This is a genomic window from Streptomyces sp. TLI_55 (assembly GCF_900206255.1).
In the GTDB taxonomy this organism is placed as follows: domain Bacteria; phylum Actinomycetota; class Actinomycetes; order Streptomycetales; family Streptomycetaceae; genus Streptomyces; species Streptomyces aquilus.
This window is the reverse complement of record NZ_OAOJ01000001.1, coordinates 7150906-7172173: the sequence shown is the minus strand read 5'-3', so window position 1 is coordinate 7172173 and position 21268 is coordinate 7150906. Positions and strand designations below refer to the sequence as shown.

The window sequence follows — 21268 nt, the reverse complement described above, 5'->3', positions numbered from 1 at the left end:
GCGCGTACGGCAGCCGGGTGGTCGGTTCGACTGTCGTGGCTCGATGGCCGGGCGGTGGCGGTGGAGCGGTCTGGTCTGCGGCCGAGCCGCCAGGTCAGCGGCCGAGCGGCCTGAGTGATCGGCTCAGCGACCGAGCGGTCGGCTCAGCGGCCGAGTCGTCGGGCTCAGTGCTTGAGTTCGGCGACCTTGCGGGCGCTCAGGTCGACGACCAGGAACGTGGTGTCGATCCACGGCCCGTTCTTGACCTTCGTGAACAGCCGCACGCAGCGGTGCTCGCCGCACTTGTCCAGCGCGGTAGGCTGCGCGCCCGGCGTGGCCCGGTAGACGCCGCCGCTCAGCTGCAGCTGGTCCGGCGAGGTGAGTTCCTTGCCCATCGCGTCCTTGTAGTCGGCCTTGAGGCCGGCTCCCAGCGGGTCGGCGATCAGCAGGGCCGCCGCCGCACTGCTCTCGGCGCGGCTCGGCGGCGGCTGGACGCCTTGCTGGTCGGTGGAGTCCACGACCTTCCCGGTGTCCAGGTCGACGGTCTTGGTGACGAGCGTGTCGTCCCGGTAGTCGTAGTACGACACCTCGGCCCGCCGGGAGGTGTCGGTGCCGTCGTTCTCCGGCTCGGCCAGGTCGACGGTCAGCTGCTGCGGACCGCGCTCGCCGTCCACGTTCTGCGTCGCGGCGAACGTCTGCCGGTTCACGGCGATCTTCTGGGCCCGGGCGATCTCGTCGTCGGTCAGCGGATCGCTGCCCTTGCCCTTGTCCCCTTCGGCCGGGGCCTCCTGGACGACGCCCGGCGCGACGGGCGCGCCCTGCTCGTCCTGCCCCAGCTGCTGGGCGGCCGCCTTGCCGTCGCCCTTGGTCCCGCCCGTTTCGTCGGCGCCCGCCGTCCCCGGCAGGGTGACCCCGACCATCACGGCGGTCGAGGCCACCGCGATGGCCGCACCTGCCACCACCTTGCCAAGATGGCGGTGCACTATCTTGCGCACATCTTCCCCCTACTCCCCCTTCGATCCCGGGAGTACGTCTCAGCCCCACACGTTTCGGCATACCGCGTATGCACTGGTCGCCGGGTAAGAGGGACGTAAGTCATAGGAGGTTCCATCACTTTCGTGGAGACTCGTGGTCAAGGCGCCACGGCGGCGGCGACGAGCTGAAAGAGTCGTGTCCATGCAGGTCTGGCCTGGAGAGGCATATCCACTCGGTGCCACGTACGACGGCGCCGGTACGAACTTCGCGGTCTTCACGGAGGCCGCGGACCGAGTTGAGCTGTGTCTGCTGCACGACGACGGCTCGGAGACGGCGGTGGAACTGCGCGAGTCCGACGCGTTCGTACGGCACGCGTATCTGCCCGGCGTGATGCCGGGACAACGGTACGGATTCCGGGTGCACGGCCCGTACGCCCCGGAGCGCGGACTGCGCTGCAACTCCGCGAAGCTGCTGCTCGATCCGTACGCGCGTGCGATCAGCGGTTCGATCCGGTGGGGCGAGGAGGTGTACGGCTACCACTTCGACGCGCCCGAGAAGCGCAACGACCTGGACTCCGCCCCGCACACCATGAGCTCGGTCGTGGTCAACCCGTACTTCGACTGGGGCGACGACCGCCGTCCCCGTACCGACTACCACCACACGGTGATCTACGAGGCCCATGTGAAGGGCCTCACCATGCGCCACCCGGGCCTGCCCGAGGAACTGCGGGGTACGTACGCCGCCCTCGCGCATCCGGCGATCATCGAACACCTCACCGAGCTGGGCGTGACGGCGCTGGAGCTGATGCCGGTCCATCAGTTCGTCAACGACCACCGGCTGGTCGACATGGGCCTCAACAACTACTGGGGCTACAACACGATCGGCTTCTTCGCCCCGCACAACGCCTACGCCTCCTGGGGCGACCGCGGCCAGCAGGTCCTGGAGTTCAAGTCGGCGGTCCGCGCGCTGCACGAGGCCGGGATCGAGGTCATCCTCGACGTCGTCTACAACCACACCGCGGAGGGCAACCACCTGGGCCCGACGCTGTCCTTCCGGGGCCTGGACAACCCGTCCTACTACCGCCTCACCGACGATCCCCGCTACTACATGGACACCACGGGCACCGGCAACTCCCTGCTGATGCGCTCCCCGCACGTCCTGCAGCTGATCATGGACTCGCTGCGCTACTGGGTCACCGAGATGCATGTCGACGGCTTCCGCTTCGACCTCGCGGCGACCCTGGCCCGGCAGTTCCACGAGGTGGACCGGCTGTCGTCGTTCTTCGACCTGGTGCAGCAGGACCCGGTGGTCTCGCAGGTGAAGCTGATCGCCGAGCCGTGGGACGTCGGCGAGGGCGGCTACCAGGTGGGCAACTTCCCGCCGCTGTGGACCGAGTGGAACGGCAAGTACCGCGACACCGTGCGCGACCTGTGGCGCGGGGAGCGGCGCGCGGTCGCGGAGTTCGCGTCCCGGCTGACCGGTTCCTCGGACCTCTACCAGGACGACGGACGCCGCCCGCTGGCCTCCATCAACTTCGTGACCTGCCACGACGGCTTCACGCTGCACGACCTCGTCTCGTACAACGACAAGCACAACATGGCCAACGGCGAGGAGAACCGGGACGGCGAGAGTCACAACCGGTCCTGGAACTGCGGGGCCGAGGGCGACACCGACGACCCGCAGGTGCTGGAGCTGCGCGCCCGCCAGATGCGCAACTTCATCGCGACGCTGATGCTGTCCCAGGGTGTGCCGATGCTCAGCCACGGCGACGAGTTCGCCCGCACCCAGCGCGGCAACAACAACGCCTACTGCCAGGACAGCGAGCTGGCGTGGGTGCAGTGGCCGGAGGACGGCGAGGTGTTCGGCGATCTGCTGGCCTTCACGCGCGCGATGGTGTGGCTGCGCCGGGACCATCCGGTCTTCCGCCGCCGGCGCTTCTTCCACGGGCGCCCCGTGGAGGGCACCCATGACGATCTGTCGGACATCGCCTGGTTCACCCCGGAGGGCGAGGAGATGACCCAGCGGGACTGGGACCGGGCGAAGGCGTCGGCCCTCTCGGTGTTCCTCAACGGCAACGCGATCTCCGAGCCCGGCCCGCGCGGGGAGCGCATCGGCGACGACTCGTTCCTGCTGATGTTCAACGCCTCGCACAAGACGCTGGACTTCGTGGTGCCGGTCAACCACGGCCGCCAGTGGGAGGTCGTCGTCGACACCGCGCGCGCGGAGGGGCAGCCGCAGGGCTCCGGCCCGAAGGTGCGGGCCGGGGACCGGCTGACGCTGGTGGACCGGAGCATGACGGTGTTGCAGCGGCCGGTCTAGCCACGAGCGCGGCGGCCGAGTGGGCCGATCAGCCGTACGGAGATGCAGGGGGTGATGACACGAAAGGCGGCGGGGCGGGTACGTAGGTCTGCATGACACCTGCGCGACCCGACCCGGCGGTGCCGACGGCCACCTACCGGCTTCAGCTGCAGCCCGAGTTCCCCTTCGACGCCGCCGCGGCGGCCGTGCCGTACCTCGCCTCGCTCGGCGTCTCGCACCTGCACCTGTCCCCCGTCCTGGAGGCCGTCCCCGGCTCCCTGCACGGCTACGACGTCGTCGACCACGCGCGCGTGCGCGGCGAACTGGGCGGTGAGGAGGGTCTGCGCGCGCTCGCGCGGACCGCGCGGGAGCACGGTCTGGGCCTGGTGGTGGACATCGTGCCGAACCACATGGCGATGGCCCCGCGGCACAACCGGGCGCTGTGGGAGGTGTTGCGGGAGGGCCCGAAGTCGCCGTACGCGCGCTGGTTCGACGTCGACTGGGAGGCGCAGGGCGGGCAGATCCTGCTGCCGGTGCTCGGGGGCCCGCTCGGCGGCGAGCTGGAGCGGCTGGTGGTCGACGGGGACGTCCTGCGCTACTACGACCACGCCTTCCCGCTCCGCGAGGGCACCCGGGACCTGCCGCTGCCGCAGTTGCTCGACGCCCAGTGGTACCGGCTCGCGTGGTGGCGGCTGGCCCGTACCGAGCTCAACTACCGGCGGTTCTTCAGCATCTCGGAGCTGATCGGGGTGCGGGTGGAGGACCCGGAGGTGTTCGAGGCCAGCCACGGCAAGATCCTCCAGCTGCTCCACGACGGGGTCGTCGACGGGCTGCGGATCGACCATCCCGACGGGCTCGCCGACCCGGACGCCTATCTGCTGCGGCTGCACGAGGCGACGGGCGGGCGCTGGACGGTCGTGGAGAAGATCCTCGCGGACGGTGAGCCGCTGCCCGCCTCCTGGCCGGTCGCGGGGACCACCGGCTATGACGCGCTGCGGCACGTGGACGGGGTCTTCACGGACCCGGCGGGCTTCGGGGAACTCCTCGGCCAGTACCGGCGGTTCGCGGCCCCGCAGACGGACCGGGGCGGGCAGTGGGAGGCGACGGTGCGGCGGGCGGCGTACAAGGTGCTCACGCACGAGCTGGCGGCCGAGACCGAGCGGCTGACCCGGGTGGCGGTCCGGCTGTGCGCCACGTCCCCGGAGCCCGCGCTGCGCGACCGGGCGCCCTGGGCGCTGCGCACGGCCCTCCAGGAGCTGCTGGTGCGGATGGAGGTCTACCGGCCGTACGGCTCGATCGACGCCGCGTCGGTCGTGACCGAGGAGGCCGCCGAGGAGGCGCGGCAGGCGTTCGTCGTCCCGGAGGAGGCGGGCGCGGTCGACGTCGTCCGCGATCTGGTGCTCGGGCGGGCGGGCGACGGGCCGGAGCACCTGGAGTTCCGGGCGCGGTTCGCGCAGACGTCGTCGGCGCTGCGGGCCAAGTCCGTGGAGGACACGGCGTTCTACCGCTATGTGCCGCTGTTGTCGGCGACCGAGGTGGGCGGGAATCCCGGCAGCCCGGCGGTGTCCCCGGAGGACTTCCACGCCTACTGCGCGCGCGTGCAGCGCGACTGGCCGGTCACCGGGACCGTCGTGTCCACGCACGACACCAAGCGCAGCGCGGACGTACGGGCCGCGCTCGCCGTGCTCACCGAGTGCCCGCAGCGCTGGGCCGACGTGCTGGCCGAGGTGACGCGCACCGGCGACGGCGTCCCCGACGCCCAGCTGGCGTGGGCGGCCTGGCAGACCGTGTTCGGGCTCGGCCCGGCGAGCCCGGACCGGGTGCAGGGGGCGCTGCTGAAACATGTGCGCGAGGCCGGGCTGTACACCAGCTGGACGGAGCAGGAACCGCCCTACGAGGAGGCCGTGGCGGCGTTCGTCGCGGCGGGGCCCTGCGGGGTGCCGGGCGAGCACGTGGCGGCCTTCCGGGGGGCCCTGGAGCCGTCGGTGCGGGCGAACCTGCTCGGCACGGCGCTGGTCCATCTGACGATGCCCGGGGTGCCGGACGTCTACCAGGGCACGGAGGCCGAGTACCGGGCGCTGGTGGACCCGGACAACCGGCGTCCGGTGCGGTTCCCGCCGGAAGAGCCCGGCGAGAAGGGCGCGTTGACCGCGGCGGCGCTGCGGCTGCGCGCCCGGCGGCCTGCCGCGTTCGGCGACTCGGCGTCGTACGCGCCGCTCACCGCCGAGGGCCCGGCGGCGGCCCACTGTCTGGCGTTCGCCCGCTCCGGGGAGGTCGTCACCGCCGTCACCCGGCTGTCGCTGCGGCTGGCGGAGGCGGGCGGCTGGGGCGAGACCCGGCTGCCGCTGCCGCCGGGACGGTGGGCCGACGTGCTGACCCCGGACCGGGAGTTCACGGGACACGCACGCGTGGCGGACCTTTTCGAGGGGCTGCCGGTGGCGCTGCTGGAGAGGGTCGGGTAGCTGCGGAAGGGGGGTGCGCGCTGCGGGCCGGGAGCGGTGGCAGGGGGCCGCGCGCCTGACGGGTTTCGGGAACGCGTGCCCGGCGTGCACGCCTTCACCGTGCGCCGCGGTCCTGGCCCCGCGACCGGCTCGCGCCCGCGCGCGCTCCCGGGGCCCGTGCCGGACGACCGGCGCGTGGTGGCAGGCGTCGGCGCCGTCCTCGTGCCTGGGTCGACAGCCACCGCACCCGTGCTCGACGGCGTCTCACGCGCGCGTGCCCGCGCGCCCTGCCGGGCGCCGGTGCCCGCGACCGCGGTTCGGCGAGGTCCGGCACTCCCGCTGGCACCCACGGCCCTTCCTGCTGGCGGTAAATGCATCTGGGCGCCCCCTGGAGCCTCCCCCGGTGCGTTCTTGACAGTCCACGGAGAGCGTGGGGTACTGCGGATTGCGAAGCCGGGCGGATGTGTCGGGGGTGAGTCTCCTGCCGGAGCTGCGCTACCCCACAGTGACCGAAGTCGTCGCGTCGGCGCGGGCGTTGGCGGCTCATCGGCCCGCTCTGTGCACCCTGCGGCAGATCGGCCGGTCACGGGCGGGCAGACCCCTGCTGCTGCTGTCCGTGGGCCACGCGGAACGCGCCGTGCTCGTCGTCGCCGGCGCCCACGCCAACGAGCCGACCGGCGGCGCCACCCTCCTCGACGTCGCCGAACGGGTCGTACGGGAGCAGGAGTTGCGGGCGGACACGTCCTGGCACTTCTTGCTGTGCGCGGACCCCGACGGGGCGTCCCTGCATGTGACCCCGGCGCCACGCAGCCTGTTCGAGTACCACCGGGGCTTCTTCCGCCCCGCGGGCCACGAGCAGCCGGAGTGGTCGCCCGCGGTGCTGCCGCCCGACCGGCTGCCGCCCGAGACCCGCGCCCTGACCGGCGTCATCGACGAGCTGCGCCCCTACCTCCAGGTGACGCTGCACGGCACCGACCTGGGCGGCAGCTGGGTGCAGCTGACGAAGGACATACCAGGGCTCGCCGAGCCGTTCGCCAAGTCCGCGGCGGAGCTCAACATCCCGGTGGAGACCGGCGCTTCGGACGCCGCGGGCTGGCCGGCGTCCGGGCCGGGCGTGCATGTGATGCCCTCGCCGGGCGCCGGGGCGGCGTACCCGAGCATGCCGGACGACGCGCGCAACAGCACCTGGTACCACGCGCACCGGTACGGCGGACTGACCGCGATCGTCGAGGTGCCGATGTGGGCGAGCGACCTGGTCGACGACCCGGTGCCGCATCCGGCGCCCGCGGTGGCGCTGCGCAGGCTGGCGGAGCGGCTGCTGCTGGACACGCGCCGGGTCGAGCGGGTGCTGACCGACGCGCTGCCGCGGCTGCCCGGCGTCGACGGGCCGCTGCTGCGGGCCGCCAAGTGGGGTCTCGACCTGGTGCCGGGACTGGCCGCGGACTGGACGCACACGGCCCCGGCGGACAACACCCGCGCGTACGTGGGCAGCGTGGACGCGTTCGCGCGCCGGCTGCCGCTGCGGGCGGCGGCGATGCTGCTGCGGGTCCTGACCGAGCACGACGACCCCGCGGCGCCGCGCCTGGAGCGGCTCGTCGCGACGTGGAGCGAGACGTTCGCGGTGCGCTTCCGGGCCCGCTGGGTGCCGTTGGAGGACCAGGTGGAGCATCAGTCCCGCACCGTGGTGGCGGCGGCGCGGCACGCGCGCGACCGGGCCGCGTGACCGCAGCCGCCCCACCCGCGGGAAGCTCCTACAGATCGTCGGCCAGGTCGTCAGCTGTCGAGCGCGAACACCGATCCGGTGCGTCCGGCCATCACGCAGCCGTTGGAGAAGGTCTCCGTGTACTCGACGGGCCGTCCGTCCCACTCGCCCCGCGCGTGTGCGGTCACCGGGGCGTAGAGCATGGGGCAGAAGCCCTTCCTGGGCGGGAGGGCCGCGAGGTCGCCGTCGACCGCCGCCAGTTCCGCGCAGGCCTCGGCCGCGCGGCCGTGTCCCTGGGGCGGGTCGCACAGCAGGAGGGCGCCGCGGGTGTCGCTGGAGCGGGCGTCGCCCTTGGTGACCGTGAGGTAGAGCCAGGTGCCGGCGCGGGAGTGCTGGGCCGTCGCCTGGGCGGGGGCCGTACCGGCGACGAGGAGGGCGGCCGCGGCGAGCAGAGCGCCCCGGGCCGCCTTCGGTGCAGTGCGGTTCTTCATTCCCGTTGCATCGGCACGGCCGTCGGGGAACCCCACCCCGACTCACCCGAACGAGAGCCCACGCGCGCGTGCCGCCCGGCCGCCAGTTCGAACGCGGCCTGCACCACCCGCGCCTGGTACTCCACCTGACGGGCGATGGGGATCCAGCGGGCCCCGCAGCCGTCGAGGTAGTCGGCGCACCACAGGTCGATGAGCCGGTCGAGTTCGGGCAGCACACCGGCCGGGTCGGTGCCGGCGGCGGTGACGAGCTGGTGCAGCAGTCCCGCCGAGCGCAGCGCCAGGCGGCGGCCGGAGATGCGCAGGGTGGCGAGGTGGGCGGTGCTCAGGGGCGGCAGCGGATGACCGCCGTCGATGCCGGTGACATCGGGGTCCCAGGCGTCGGCGAGGCCGGGGCAGACCAGTAAATAGTCGTCCACCGGGGCGAGCAGCCGTTCCGCGTCCGGTACGGCGGCGACGTGCGGGCGGATCCGGGCGAGCAGCTGCTCCAGGAGGCCGGTGTCGTGCCGCAGCGTGCGGCTGACGAGGCGCAGGACGGTGTCCGCGTCGACGGGCGGCGAGTCGTCCTCGACGGTGGCCACGCCCCACATGGGCGCCTCGACGACCGCGGTCACGGTGCCGTGCCGGTAGGGGTGGAACCAGGTGGACTCGACGGCGGCCTCGGTGATGGCCGCGGCCAGGTCGCCCCGGCGCGGCGGCGGGATGCGGTAGACGGCGGGTCCGAGGCCGGGCCAGTACAGGGTGTCGTACGCGCCGAGTTCGCGCGGGATGCCGAGCCGGCCCGCGATCCGGGCGACGCGTCCGGCGAGCCCGGGCAGGTCGTGGGTGAGCTCGACGAAGCCGCCGCCGACGTCGACGCCGTGCAGGGAGCACTGCAGGAAGGGCCGCAGCTCGTCCTGGAGGTCGAGGAGGGCGCGGGTCTCCGGCAGGGTGACGGCTGCGGCGCCGTCGGGCAGCCACTCGGGCTGTTCGAGGAAGCCGGGCCGGAAGAAGTGCCGGAAGTGGCGGCCGAGGGTGTACGGGCCGTGCAGCCAGCCCTCGTTGCGACGCAGGCCGTCGGGATCGAGGCAGAGCAGCAGGTTCCAGGTGGCGTCGGCGGCCTCGGTGGGCCCGGGGTCGGCGAGGGCGCGCTCGGCCAGGTGCAGGACGGTGGCACCGCCCACGGGTTCGTTGGCGTGCGGACCGGCGACGACGAGGGCGTGCCGGCTGCCGTGGCCGACGGACAGCAGCCACATCGGGTTGCCCGCGCGGGAGGTGCCGACGGGGCGGAGCCGGGCGTCACGCGGGTGGCGGGCGACGAGTGCGGCGGCGCGCGCGCCGAGTTCGTCGACGGACGGGTAGCGCAGGAGGGGCGGCAGGGCACACCTCCCCATGTGGTGCCGTCGGTTCACCTGATGTGCATGGTGGACGTACAGTCAGTCACGACTTGCCTGGTACGTCAACACCGCGGTGCACACAGGGAATTGGGCGCGTCACAGCGAGCAAATCCCAGGCCAGAGCTAAGGTTCGGCTCCGCCGGGGGCCTCAGTTCGCGGCCAGCCGGAACCACATCCGGCCGAACCCGACCTGGTCGCCCTCGCGCACGACGGCCGCCCCGATGACACGGCGTCCGTTCACCGTCGTGCCGTTGGTGGAGCCGAGGTCGCGCAGCACCCACATGCCGCCCTGGCGGCTCAGTTCGGCGTGCACGCGCGAGACCGTTTCGTGGCTCAGGCGCAGGCCGTTGGCGGGGTCGCGGCCGATGCGCAGCGGATGGCCGTTGCCGGGATGGGGCAGCAGCAGCTTGGGCAGCCGCTCGGCCTGCCAGGCGCGCCTCAGCCGCTGGGTGAAGCCGGAGACCGCTTCGACGGAGCCGAAGACCACGCGGGAGAAGCGGCTCTCGGCGGGCAGATCCGCGGTGAGCGCCGCGAGTTCGTCCGAGCGGCGGGCGGCGAGCGCGAGTTCCATCCGCCGGATGAACGTGTCGTGCGACAGCCGGCCCATGGCGACGCCGTCGCGGAGCACCTTCAGCGCCTTGTCGCGCTCCGCGTCGGAGAGCCGCGCGGGGTACGTGTTGAACTCGAAGGACGACGTCACGCTCGTGATTGTCGGGCAGTGAACGCCGGGTGTCCAGAAAACGTGAGAACGGCCGCCACGCGCGCGGACTGATCGCGTTTGAAGCACCATGGACGGGCTACATCACGGTGAGCAGACGAAGGGGAACCGTCCGTGCAGTTCGAGGTGTGGGCACCGCAGGCAGACCGTGTGACGCTCCAGTGCGACGGCGTCACGCGCGCGTTGGAGCGCGATCCCGACCGCGCGGGGTGGTGGCGGGGCGAGGCCGAGGCGCGGGACGGCAGCCGGTACGGCTTCGCGGTGGACGACGGCCCGGTGCTGCCGGACCCGCGCTCGCGCCGCCAGCCGGACGGCCCGGACGGGCTGAGCGCGGTCGTGGACCAGGGCCGGTACACGTGGCGTACGGAGTGGGCGGGACGGCCGCTGCCGGGCGCGGTCCTGTACGAGCTGCACGTGGGCACGTACACACGCGAGGGCACCCTGGACGCGGCGGCGGGCCGCCTGGAGCACCTGGCGGAACTGGGCGTCACGCACGTGGAGTTGATGCCGCTGTGCCCCTTTCCCGGGCGGCACGGCTGGGGTTACGAGGGCGTGTCGCTGTGGGCGGTGCACGAGCCGTACGGCGGCCCCGAGGCGCTGAAGCGGTTCGTGGACCGGGCGCACGAGCTCGGTCTCGGCGTCGTCCTGGACGTCGTGCACAACCACCTGGGTCCGTCGGGCAATTACCTGCCCGCGTTCGGCCCGTACTTCACCGACACCCACCACACGCCGTGGGGCTCGGCCGTGAACCTGGACGCGCCGGGCTCCGACGAGGTGCGCGCGTATCTGGTGGGCAGTGCGCTGGCGTGGCTGCGGGACTACCGGCTCGACGGGCTGCGCCTGGACGCGGTGCACGCGCTGGCGGACACGCGCGCGTGCCACTTCCTGGAGGAGCTGTCGACGGCGGTCGACGCCCTCGCCTCCGAGGTGGGCCGGCCGCTGTTCCTGATCGCCGAGTCCGATCTGAACGACCCCCGTCTGGTCACCCCGCGCGCGGAGGGCGGCCTGGGCCTTCACGCCCAGTGGAATGACGACTTCCACCACTGTCTGCACACCGCGCTGACGGGCGAGTCGCAGGGCTACTACGCCGACTTCGGCAGGGCGCCCTTCGCGGCGCTCGCCAAGACGCTCGGCGGCGGGTACTTCCACGACGGCACGTACTCCAGCTTCCGCGGCCGGCACCACGGCCGCCCGCTGGATCGCGCGCGGGTGGCCGCGCACCGGCTGCTCGGCTACAGCCAGACCCACGACCAGGTGGGCAACCGCGCCCAGGGCGACCGCCTCTCGGCATCCCTCTCCCCCGGCCTGCTGGCCTGCGCCGCCACGCTGACCCTCACCGCGCCGTTCACGCCGATGCTGTTCATGGGCGAGGAGTGGGCGGCGGGGACGCCCTGGCAGTTCTTCACCGACCACACCGACCCGGAGCTCGCGGAGGCCGTACGGCGCGGCAGGCGGCGGGAGTTCGCGGCGCACGGCTGGGCGGAGGAGGACGTGCCCGACCCGCAGGACCCGGCGACGCGGGACCGCTCCTGCCTGGACTGGTCCGAGCCGGACCGCGAGCCCCACGCGCGCGTGCTCGCCTGGTACCGCCGTCTCATCGCCCTGCGGCATGAACAGGCCGACCTCACCGACCCGGACCTCGCCGACACCAAGGTGGCCTTCGACGAGGGGCGGCGCTGGCTGGCCTTCCGGCGCGGGGACGTACGGGTGGCGGTGAATCTGGCCAAGGAGACCGCGGCGATCCCGCTGGGGCCCCGTCAGGCGCGTGTGCTGGCCGCGTGGGAGCCGGTGGCGGCGCCGGGCGCGGACGGCGTGCTGGAGGTGCCCGGGGAGTCGTGCGTGGTGCTGTTGCAGGAGTGACCGGCGGCTCGGTCAGGGCTCCGCTTCCCAGGAGGACCCGCCCGGCCCCGTGCCGACCCGCCTAGATCTCCTCTTCCTCGGCGTCCTCCCGCAGCTCCGTCACCCGTTCCAGCAGGATCGCCTCCCAGGCGTGGCGGAGCCGGCCGCGCAGTTCCGGCAGGGGGGTCTCGTCGCGGCCCTGGAGGTGGGCGGCGAGGCGGACGACGGCGTCGCAGCGGGCGAGCCACAGGCCGCGCAGGCAGGGGCGGGCGCCGTAGCCGGCGAGGGTGGCGGCGCGGACCGCGGCGGGCGAGCCGACGGCGAGGGCGAGGCACGCGATGTCCTCCGCGGGGTCGCCGAGGACCGCGTCGGCCCAGCCGAGCACGCCGCGCACCCGTCCGTCGGCGCTGACGACGAGGTGGTCGCCGGTGAGTCCGTGGTGGACGAGGACGGCGGTGCCGGGCTGCGCGGCGAGCTGCACGGCGGCCGACTGGGAGAGCTGGTGGAGCCGTGCGGGGTCGAACTCGTCGGCTGTGGCGAGGAGTTCGGCGGCCCGCTCGGCGGCGCGGCGCAGTGCCTCCAGGGAGCGCGGGGCGGTGCGCGGGACACCGAGGGCCTCGGCCTGCCGGACCGGCACCTCGCGCAGCCCGGTGAGCAGCGCGGCCAGGTCGGCCTCGCCGACGGCGGACACGTCGTGCTCGCGCGCCGCGCCGCCGGGCAGCTTGGTGTCGAGGGTGTACGTCAGCCCCGGCGCCCACTCGCCGTGGGCGACGCTGGTCGGTACGGCGACCGGGACGTGCGCGCGGACGAGGTCGCGCAGGCGCAGTTCGCGGCGCTGGCGCGCGGTGGCCTCGCGGTCGGCGGCGAGACGCAGCACATGGCGGCCGCCGACCCACCAGACGACGGGCTCGGCGCTCTCGGCGACCGGCCGGATCTCGGGTCCGGCCGCGTCGGAGGCGTCCTTGAGGAGGGAACGGACCAGCCGGCGGACGGTGTCCGCGGTGGGTGTCGGTGCCTGGGTCATGGTCGCGCCGCTGTCACTCGGGGTCGGGGCTCCTGAAGGGGGTTCAGTCCACGATGACCATCTCGCGGGTGGTGTCGTTGAGTCGACGGCCGCCGTCCTCGGTGACCGTGACGATGTCCTCGATGCGGACGCCGAAGCGGCCGGGCAGGTAGACGCCGGGCTCCACGGAGAAGCACATGCCGGGGACGAGGGGCTGCTCCTCGCCCTCGATCATGTAGGGCGGTTCGTGGGTGGTGACGCCGATGCCGTGGCCGGTGCGGTGGATGAAGTACTCGCCGTAGCCGGCGTCGGCGATGACCTTGCGGGCGGCGCGGTCGACCTCCTGGCAGGCGACGCCGGGTCGTACGGCCCGGAAGCCGGCCTCCTGCGCCTCGCGGACGAGGTCGTGCACCCGGCGTTCCTCGTCGGTGGGTTCGCCGACGTGGACGGTGCGGGAGGTGTCGGAGCCGTAACCGTCCTTGAGACCGCCGAAGTCGAGGACGACCATGTCGCCGCGTTCGATGACGCGGTCGCCGACCTCGTGGTGCGGGTTGGCGCCGTTGGGGCCCGAGGCGACGATGGTGAAGTCGACCTGGGAGTGCCCGAACCGGCGCAGCAGGTCGGCGAGGTCGGCGCCGACCTCGGACTCGCGGCGGCCGGCGAAGGGAACGTTCCGGATCTCCTCGAACGTTGCGTCGGCGGCCGCGCCCGCGGCTGCCAGGAGTTCCAGTTCGGCCGCGTCCTTGACGGCCCGGAGCATCGGCAGGGCGTCGGTGAGGGCGGCGTAGGAGGTGTCGGGCAGCGTCTTCTGCAGGGCCAGCAGGTGCATGGCCCAGGCGTTGTCGCTGATGCCGAACCGGCCGCCGGAGTCCAGGAGGGCGGCGGTCGCGGCGTAGGGGTCCTTGCCGTCGGTCCAGTCGCGCAGGGTCAGCGCGGGCGCGCCCGCCGCGTGGGCGGCGTCGGGGGCCTCCAGGGTGGGGACGACGAGGACGGGGTCCTGGCCGGGGGCGAGCACCAGCAGCGTGAGCCGTTCGGTGATCGCGGTGGGGGTGTAGCCGGTGAGCCAGACCAGGTCGGGTCCGGGGGCCACGAGCAGTCCGGCGAGTCCGGCGTCGGCGGCCGCCCGGGCGGCGCGCTCCATGCGGGCCCGGTAGTCGTCGGCGGTGAAGGGCGCGGTCTTGCTGCCGGTCATCCGGGCCTCCCAGGGCGGACAGTGGGACAACGGGGCTACGGGCAGCATCCTGCCCGGTCGGCGGGGGCGGCGCGAGCCGGTTGGCGGTCCCCGCCGGGGCGGTCTCGCCCGGGACTCAGTTCTCCAGCGCCATCCGGACGCCGAGCAGGAGCAGGACGCCGCCGGAGACCTGCTCCAGCCGCCGGCGCACCCCGGCGCGGGACAGGACGGCACGCATCCGGCCGACGATGGTGGGCCTCGCCGCGCACCACTTAATGGCCATGGATTGCCCAAGCATTAGATCTAATGCTTGAATCCGCTCACACCATTAACACCCATCAGGGGAGGCATACGGCCGTGCTCGTGCTCGCGCACATCAGCGATCTGCATCTGGACGGAAGCGAAAGGGCCACCACGCGCGCGAGGCGCGTCCGCGACCACCTGTGGGGGCTGCCCGGGGCGGTGGACGCGCTGCTGGTGACGGGGGACATCGCGGACCACGGCGCGGAGGCGGAGTACGAGGAGGCCGCGCGCCTGCTGAGCGACGCGCCGTTCCCCGTGCTGACCTGCCCGGGCAACCACGACAGCCGCGCCCCGTACCGCAAGGCGCTGCTCGGCGTGCCCGCGTCCGACGGCCCGGTCAACAGCGTCCGGGTCTTCGACGACACGGCGGTGCTGATGTGCGACTCCAGCGTTCCGGGCGCCGACGAAGGGGCCCTGGACGACGAGACGTACGGCTGGATCGAGGCCACGCTCGACGAACTCGGCGGCGAGCGGCGGGCGTTGCTCGCCTTCCATCACCCACCGGTGGCGCTGCACCACCCGCTGCCGGACCGCTACCCGTTGGCGCGACCGGAGCGGCTGGCCGCGCTGCTCGACCGCCGCCCGGAGATCGCGGGCCTGATCACGGGGCACGCCCACACCCCGGCGGCGAGCGCCTTCGCGGGGCGGCCGCTGGTGGTCGGGCCGGGGGTGACATGGACGCTGCGGCTGCCCTGGGAGGGCGACCAGGTGGCGGACCGGGACGCGCCGGTGGGATTGGCGTTCCATGTCCTGGACGACGCGGGGCGGCTCACCAGCCACTTCCGGGTGGTCACGTGACGATGCCGGGAACGGCGGTCAACTGCTGGTAGCCGCCGCTCTGGTGACGGACCGTCAACGTGACTGCCTTGCCGGGGCGTACGGCGGCGACGGCGCGCGCGAGGTCGGCCGCCGAGTCGACGCGCTTCTTGCCGACCTGGAGGAGTACGTCGCCCCGGACCAGGCCGGCCGTGTAGCCGGGACCGGGCACATGGACGCCGACGAGCAGCGCGCCCACCTTGTCGGCGTCCACCGCCTCCACTCCGAGGGTCGCGGCGATGCCGGCCGAGGAGGACGCGGTGGGCGAAGGGGGCGGTGAGGGGGCCCGGTGAGGCGGCGCGGCCGGGCCCGGGGCGGCCGCCCCGCCCACCTCCCGTTGCATCTCGGCGAGCTTGCTCATGCCGATCACTGTGGCGCCGACCGTGCCGAGGCCGACGCCGGTGAGCACCAGTACCGTCCCGACGAACAGCGCGAACAGCACGGTCCGCAGCCGTCGGCCCCGCCGGCGGGCGGCGTGCGGGCGCCGGGCGGGGCCGGGCCTGGTGCCGCCGCCGGGCTCCTGGCCGGGCATCGGCTTGGGGCGCAACGCGGTCTGTTCCATGGCTTGCCTCCGGCGGACGCGGGTCGCCTCCGGCGGATACGGGGGCGGTCCCGGCTGGTGCTCTACCCGTCGCACCGACGCCCGACGTGCCACGAACGAGTGAGACTGACCAGCGGTCAAGAGAGGGAAGCCATAGGCGTTCGGGCCGTCGGGATCACGGGGCGAGAACCGCCACCAGGCGCGCCGCCGCTCCCCGCAGCGCCCCTGTGTGCACCAGTTCCGTCCGGTGCACGACGCGGGGTTCGACGACGGGCACGGCAGCAGTGCCCGGCACTCCCCCGGCCAGCGAGCGGGGCAGCAGTGTCAGGCCCCGCCCCGCCGCCGCCAGGGACGTGAGGGCGTGGAGGTCGGTGCCGTCGTAGTGGAGGGCGGTACGGAAACCGTGGCCGCCGCCCGCGGCGCGCAGATGGGCCAGGGGCAGGCCGGCGTCGGGGGCGTCCAGCCAGCGGGCGTCGGCCAGGTCGCCGAGGCGCAGTCCGGGACGCCGGGCCAGGGGGTGACCGGCCGGCAGGAGGACGCACACGGGTTCCTCGCCCGCGCCGCGCGTGGTCAGCGGCGCCACGTCGGGCAGCCGCAGCGGGTCGCTGGGGGCGGCCAGACCGTCGACCAGGCCCAGGTCGGCGGTGCCGGTCGCGACGGCCGCGGGGATCGCGTCGCGGGCCAGCACCCTCAGGGTCACGCCGGCCGCCGGGAGCGCGGCGAGGACGCGGGCGGCGAGCGCGGTGGGGGCGGCGGCGAGGGTCAGTCCGTGCTCGGGCGCGGACGCCATCCGTACGACGTCCGCGCGGGCCGCGTCGAGGCGCAGCAGGAGCGGGCCCGCGTGTTCGAGCAGCCGCTCACCCGCCGCGGTGGGCGCGACCGGGCGGCGGGTCAGCAGCGGTGCGCCCAGATCCAGTTCGAGGGCCTGGATGTGCTGGGAGACCGCCGACTGGGTGTACCCGAGCTCCCGCGCGGCCTCGGAGAACGAGGCGAGCCGGGCGACGGTGACGTAAGTGCGCAGGAGGTGCGGGTCCATGCCCACAGACTCTCATCAGCGATGCTTATCGACCATGCAGAAATCATCGTTGGACGCGATCCGGCGCTCCCGCCCAGGATGAGGACATGACCGATTCAGCAGCCCGTATCGCCCTGGTCGGCGACCGCTCCCCCAGCGTCGTCTCCCACACCCGTATCCCGCTCCTCCTCGACGCCCTCGCCGAACGCGACCGGCTCGTCCTCGACGCCTACTGGATCCCGTCCGAGGACGCCGGGGCGGAGGGCGCCGTCAGCGGCTTCGACGCGGTGTGGGTGCTGCCGGGCAGCCCGTACCGCAGTGAGGAGGGGGTGCTCGCGGCGATCCGCACCGCGCGTGTGGAGGGCATCCCGTTCCTCGGCACCTGTGCCGGGCTCCAGCACGCGCTGCTGGAGTACGCCCGCAACGTGTGCGGCCTCACGCGCGTGGCGCACGCCGAGACCGATCCCGACGCCGAGGACCTCCTCATCGAGCCGCTGGCCTGTTCGCTCGTCGGCCACGAGGCCGTGGTCGTCGTCGAACCCGGTTCGCTCGCCCAGTCGGTCATCGGCTCGGAGCGCACTGTCGAGCGCTACTTCTGCGCCTACGGCCCGTCCCGCCACCTCGACACCCTGCGCGCGCACGGCATGCGCTTCTCCGGGTACGACGAGGACGGCCACGTCCGGATCGCCGAACTGCCGGGCCACCCGTTCTTCCTGGCCTCCCTCTTCCAGCCGGAACTGTCGGGGGACGGCTCGCGCCCGCACCCGATGGTCCGGGCGCTGGCGCGAGCCGCCGTGGCCCACGCGGGCCTGAGGGAGGCCCAGCCCGCCGGGTGAGCGCCGCGCAGGTCCTCGTGGCCGCGAACGGAATCGCCAAGTCCCTTTGTCGGTGGTCGCTGTTACGTTCTGTCGCATGACCGATCGTGCTCTCCGGCTGCTCCACCAGGACACCCGCCTCGCCGAACTCGCCGCGTGCCCCTTCGACTTCGACGTGGAGCGGGCCGGGTCCGGCCATGTGGAGCCGGTCCGGCTCGCCTCCGGCGGCGCCCTGCGGATCGTGGCGGGCGACGCCGGCGGGGGGACGTACTTCGTGTGCGAGGACGGCTCGGTGCTGTACGCCGACTCCGAGGGCTCGGCCGGGATCGTCGGCGCCTGTGTCGACGAGGCCCTGGAGATCATGATCGGCCTGGAGGACGCGGAGGACTACGACGACGAAGACGCCGCCGCTCTGGAGGCGGCGCGGACCGAGCTGCGCGCCGGGCTGGGCTTCCCGGAGCGCCCCCGCGAGGAGCTCGAAGCGCTCCTGGACGCCGCCCTGGCCCGCACCGAGCCGGACTTCCTGTTGCTCAACGCGGAGGAGGGCCGCGCCTATGACCTGATCGGCCCGCCTCCGCCGCCGCTCTGGGAGCCTGTCCTCGCGGCCGGACGCGCCGATCTGGCCGCGTTGCGGGCCGGGGGCGGCGCGGTGCGGGAGGCGGTCGCCGAGGATCCGGTACGACGCCGGATCGCGCTGCGGGCCGCGCAGTTCGACCGCGCGGAGGGCGACCTCGGCCTGGTGCGGGAGCTGCTGCGCCGGGAGACGCGGTCGTCGATGACGGACGAACTGCGGCTCGCCGCCGTGCTCGTGGGGCTGCACGGCAGGACCGAGGACCTCCCGCTGCTGCACGAGGTGCGGCGGACGGACTTCGACACGGCCTGCGGACTGAGCGAGATCCCCGGCCCCGACGCCGACCCGGCCGAGCTGCTGCGGTGGGCCCGCGAGCTGGACGACCTGATGTTCGGCACGGACCCCGCCGACGAGCCGCTGTACACCTGGACCGACCTCGCCCTGGACCAGGGCATGACGAACCTCGCCCGGTGCGCGCTGATCCGCCGGCTCGACGCGATCGAGCTGGACCAGGGCCTGTTGCGGCGGACCGACGACCCCACCCGCCTCGACACCTCCGAACTGTCCGCTCTCGTCGACGACTTCGAGCGGATCGGCGAGCCGGGCCAGGCGCTGCGCGCCCAGCGGCTGCACACCGCGCTCCAGGAGACGGCCGGCGACCGGGTCTCGGCCCGGCTGACCCAGACCCGGCTGGAGCGGGAGACGGGACAACTCCTCCCGGCCGACCGCACCTTGGCCGCGCTCAGGGACACCCTGGCCAAGCCCGGGGACGACGACTCGCTGAGGTTCTGGCGGGGCACGAGCCTCGGCCGGTACATCGCCGAGGAGCACTACCACCTGGCCCTCGCCCTGGCCGACGCGGGCTCCGGCGAGGAGGCCCACGCGCTGCTGGGCGCCGCCGAGGCGATACGCGGCGAGCTCTCGGAGTCCGCCGCGTGGGGCGTCCGGGAGCTCGCCGAGCGGACCGTCCGGCGGGTGCGCGGGCTCAGCTGACCAGGGGCAGCGGCAGTCGCGGTGACCGGTCGGGCAGGAAGCCGTGGGCGCGCCGGGCCAGGAATTCGGGCTGGTAGCGGTCGACCGTCCGGTGCCAGTGCAGGATGCCCGCCATCCAGTTCTGGAGATCGAGGACGTAGTTCCGCATGACCTCACGGATGTCGTCGGACAGGGCGAAGTCGTCGTACACGACGGGCAGTTCATGGGCGGCGACATGCTGGAACTGCTGCATGCGCTGGGTCGTCAGGTCGTGGACGACGCCGAGGGCGGTCGGGTAGTCGATGCCGAAGAAGTTCTGCACGACGAGGATCGCGTTGTGGATCTCGCCCTCGTACTCGATCTCCTTCTGGTACGAGAAGATGTCGTTCAGCAGGCACGCGTAGTCGATGGCGGCGTTCTCCAGCGAGCGGACCGGTCCACTGCGGTAGACCTCCGGCGGGACGGCCGGGCCGTGCCCCATCCGGCACATGCTCAGGGTGAGGTCGGAGCCGAAGGTGGCGCGGCGCATCTCCAGGTAGTCGACGGGGTCGGGGATGCGGTTCTGGATCTGGTTGGACAGCTCCCAGACCCAGCTCTCGGTCATCACGTTCACGGAGTCCTTGAGGGAGCGCCGCGCGTCCGGGGTCATGCCGGCCGTGGTGCGGGCCCACAGGTCGACGAGGCCGCGCTCCAAGCCGTTGAGCGGGACGGGGATCTCCTCGCCGCCGTCGACGGGCATGCAGTCCGCGAGCCGCCGGGTGGCCGCGCGGGCGGCGACGAGGTCGCGACGCCGCCCGAAGACGAGGGGGTAGTAGTCGTCGGCGTACGTCCCCCAGGCCAGCCAGTGCGCGCTGAGGTCGAGGGCCTCGGGGGTCGCGTCCGGGTCGAGGCCCGCCGAGCACAGGGCGAGGTCGGCGGCGGCGAGCCGGTCCTCGTCCCAGACGCCCTCCTGGAGCATGCCCATGCGGTGCATCCAGGCGGTGAGACGGGGGCGGGCGGCGTCCAGATGCGGGCTGAGCTCGACCTGGAAGGGCATGTGGAAGTCGGGCAGCAGGGAGGGGCCGACCTTCTGGTACGGCACGTGCGTATAGGCCCGCAGGCGCTCGGCGCCGGCCGCCGCGAGCAGGGCGCCGACGTCGGCGGCCGAGGTGCCGGAACCGGTGAGGCCCTGCCAGGGCGAAGTCGGGCGGGCACCCTTGTTCATGTAGCGGCTGGAGCGCAGATGCCATTCGTGGCCGCCGGACTGCCAGTCCTGAAGTCCCTTGGCGTAGGCGGCGACCGCGGCGGCCTCGGGCGGGGTGAGACCTTTCTCCAGGGCGAGGGCGGGCACCTCGGTCAGGGCGGTGTGCTCGAACTGGTGGAGGCGGGAGGTGAGGACGTCGTTGACGAGGTCGGCGGCCTCCTGCGTCGTACAGCCGAAGAAGGTCTCCAGGACCAGGACGCCGTTGCTGTTCTCGCCCTCGTCCTCGACCTCGCGCTGGTAGGAGAACAGGTCGTTGCGCAGGTGCACGGCGTCGGAGAACGTCTCCATGAGGACCCTCAGCGGCCTCGACCCCGCGACGGAATCGGGGACTTCGGCGGTCGCGTACTCCACGAGCCCCGCCGACCAGGGGGCGCCGCCCACCTTGCGGCGCATCTCGATGTACTCGACGGGGTTGGCGATCCGGCCCTCGTTGATGTTGGACAGCTCCCACAGGGACTCGTTGAGCAGATGCTCGGTGGCCACGGCGAAGCGGCGCCGCCAGCCGGCCGACATGGCGGGCACGGTCCGCGTCCACAGGTCGGCGAGCCCCGCCTCGACGGGGTTCTGCGGCTCGGGCATCGGGGTGCTCAGGTCCATCGGCATGAACAGCGGCAGCCGGTCCAGGTGGGCCTTGCCGGCGGCGCGGTCCTGGGTGCGTTTGAACATGTCCAGGAAGTGGTCGTCGAAGAAGAAGACCCACACGTACCAGTCGGTGATCAGCGAGAGGGCGGGACCGTCGCAGTCGGGGTGGGTGTAGGCGCAGAGCAGGCCGTAGTCGTGGGCGTCGAGATCGGACTGCTCCCAGATCCCGGACCCTTCCAGCATGCCCATCTCGCGCGCCCACGCCGTCGAGTGGGCACGGGCCTCGTCGAGGTGCGGGTTCAGCCGCGCGGGGTACGGCATGTAGAAGTGCGGGAGTTCGAAGGGCTGCTGCGTCATGGCCGGGGCACTACCCACGCCTTTCGGGGGACATCCGCCGCGCGGCACATGATCACACCATCG

General features: G+C 73.4%; 16 protein-coding genes and 1 pseudogene. 7 read left to right on the top strand and 10 right to left on the bottom strand.

The features are described 5' to 3' along the window. Positions 1-164 precede the first annotated feature (164 nt). Positions 165-974, bottom strand: a complete 810-nt coding sequence (locus CRP56_RS32920) for a Tat pathway signal sequence domain protein (protein WP_097270211.1) — start codon at positions 972-974, stop codon at positions 165-167. A 181-nt stretch (positions 975-1155) separates the two neighbouring features. Between CRP56_RS32920 and glgX the strand changes: the two genes are divergently transcribed. From glgX to CRP56_RS32905, 3 genes are all read left to right on the top strand, one after another. Then, complete coding sequence (gene glgX, locus CRP56_RS32915) at positions 1156-3273, top strand: glycogen debranching protein GlgX (protein WP_097270209.1); 2118 nt, start codon at positions 1156-1158, stop codon at positions 3271-3273. Between the two features lie 92 nt (positions 3274-3365). After that, positions 3366-5714: a malto-oligosyltrehalose synthase gene (gene treY / locus CRP56_RS32910; RefSeq protein WP_097270207.1), complete on the top strand. Its 2349-nt coding sequence runs from the start codon at positions 3366-3368 to the stop codon at positions 5712-5714. A gap of 451 nt (positions 5715-6165) precedes the next feature. After that, positions 6166-7416, top strand: a complete 1251-nt coding sequence (locus CRP56_RS32905) for a M14 family zinc carboxypeptidase (RefSeq protein ID WP_097270205.1) — start codon at positions 6166-6168, stop codon at positions 7414-7416. 50 nt (positions 7417-7466) lie between these two features. Here CRP56_RS32905 and CRP56_RS32900 read toward each other — a convergent pair whose 3' ends face one another. The 3 genes from CRP56_RS32900 to CRP56_RS32890 all read right to left on the bottom strand — a co-directional run bounded on the left by CRP56_RS32900 (position 7467) and on the right by CRP56_RS32890 (position 9959). Continuing rightward, positions 7467-7886 (bottom strand): SSI family serine proteinase inhibitor, encoded by a 420-nt coding sequence (locus tag CRP56_RS32900; RefSeq protein WP_097270203.1) that lies wholly within the window; start codon positions 7884-7886, stop codon positions 7467-7469. Further along, positions 7883-9256 carry a M14 family zinc carboxypeptidase gene (locus CRP56_RS32895; protein ID WP_097270201.1) on the bottom strand — a complete coding sequence of 458 codons (1374 nt, stop codon included), beginning with the start codon at positions 9254-9256 and terminating at the stop codon, positions 7883-7885. The genes CRP56_RS32900 and CRP56_RS32895 overlap by 4 nt, the downstream gene beginning before the upstream one ends. Before the next feature lie 151 nt (positions 9257-9407). Further along, positions 9408-9959: a DUF1707 and FHA domain-containing protein gene (locus tag CRP56_RS32890; protein ID WP_097270199.1), complete on the bottom strand. Its 552-nt coding sequence runs from the start codon at positions 9957-9959 to the stop codon at positions 9408-9410. A 132-nt stretch (positions 9960-10091) separates the two neighbouring features. Between CRP56_RS32890 and treZ the strand changes: the two genes are divergently transcribed. Beyond that, complete coding sequence (treZ, locus tag CRP56_RS32885; protein ID WP_097270197.1) at positions 10092-11837, top strand: malto-oligosyltrehalose trehalohydrolase; 1746 nt, start codon at positions 10092-10094, stop codon at positions 11835-11837. Between the two features lie 61 nt (positions 11838-11898). Here treZ and CRP56_RS32880 read toward each other — a convergent pair whose 3' ends face one another. The 3 genes and pseudogenes from CRP56_RS32880 to CRP56_RS32870 form a co-directional block, all read right to left on the bottom strand. Continuing rightward, positions 11899-12840 (bottom strand): aminoglycoside phosphotransferase family protein, encoded by a 942-nt coding sequence (locus CRP56_RS32880; protein ID WP_097270194.1) that lies wholly within the window; start codon positions 12838-12840, stop codon positions 11899-11901. A 43-nt stretch (positions 12841-12883) separates the two neighbouring features. Then, positions 12884-14011 (bottom strand): aminopeptidase P family protein, encoded by a 1128-nt coding sequence (locus CRP56_RS32875; RefSeq protein ID WP_097270192.1) that lies wholly within the window; start codon positions 14009-14011, stop codon positions 12884-12886. 115 nt (positions 14012-14126) lie between these two features. Beyond that, a pseudogene (locus tag CRP56_RS32870) lies at positions 14127-14237 on the bottom strand (LysE family translocator); the annotation flags it as partial. 110 nt (positions 14238-14347) lie between these two features. Between CRP56_RS32870 and CRP56_RS32865 the strand changes: the two are divergent. After that, positions 14348-15091, top strand: a complete 744-nt coding sequence (locus CRP56_RS32865; protein ID WP_179851181.1) for a metallophosphoesterase — start codon at positions 14348-14350, stop codon at positions 15089-15091. Here CRP56_RS32865 and CRP56_RS32860 read toward each other — a convergent pair. Further along, positions 15084-15671 carry a PDZ domain-containing protein gene (locus tag CRP56_RS32860; protein WP_097270188.1) on the bottom strand — a complete coding sequence of 196 codons (588 nt, stop codon included), beginning with the start codon at positions 15669-15671 and terminating at the stop codon, positions 15084-15086. The genes CRP56_RS32865 and CRP56_RS32860 overlap by 8 nt on opposite strands. A 154-nt stretch (positions 15672-15825) precedes the next feature. Then, the gene (locus tag CRP56_RS32855; RefSeq protein WP_097270185.1) at positions 15826-16686 is read right to left on the bottom strand and encodes a LysR family transcriptional regulator; all 861 of its coding nucleotides are present in this window, start codon (positions 16684-16686) and stop codon (positions 15826-15828) included. 86 nt (positions 16687-16772) lie between these two features. Here CRP56_RS32855 and CRP56_RS32850 point away from each other — a divergent pair, with 86 nt between their 5' ends. Together CRP56_RS32850 and CRP56_RS32845 are read left to right on the top strand one after the other, a co-directional pair. Beyond that, positions 16773-17501: a CTP synthase C-terminal region-related (seleno)protein gene (locus CRP56_RS32850; RefSeq protein ID WP_097270183.1), complete on the top strand. Its 729-nt coding sequence runs from the start codon at positions 16773-16775 to the stop codon at positions 17499-17501. A 76-nt stretch (positions 17502-17577) separates the two neighbouring features. Beyond that, positions 17578-19044, top strand: a complete 1467-nt coding sequence (locus tag CRP56_RS32845; protein WP_097270180.1) for a hypothetical protein — start codon at positions 17578-17580, stop codon at positions 19042-19044. On the opposite strand, the gene cyc2 is transcribed toward CRP56_RS32845, so the two are convergent. Then, complete coding sequence (cyc2, locus tag CRP56_RS32840; protein ID WP_097270178.1) at positions 19037-21205, bottom strand: germacradienol/geosmin synthase Cyc2; 2169 nt, start codon at positions 21203-21205, stop codon at positions 19037-19039. The two genes, CRP56_RS32845 and cyc2, sit on opposite strands and share 8 nt — an antisense overlap. Positions 21206-21268 lie beyond the last annotated feature (63 nt).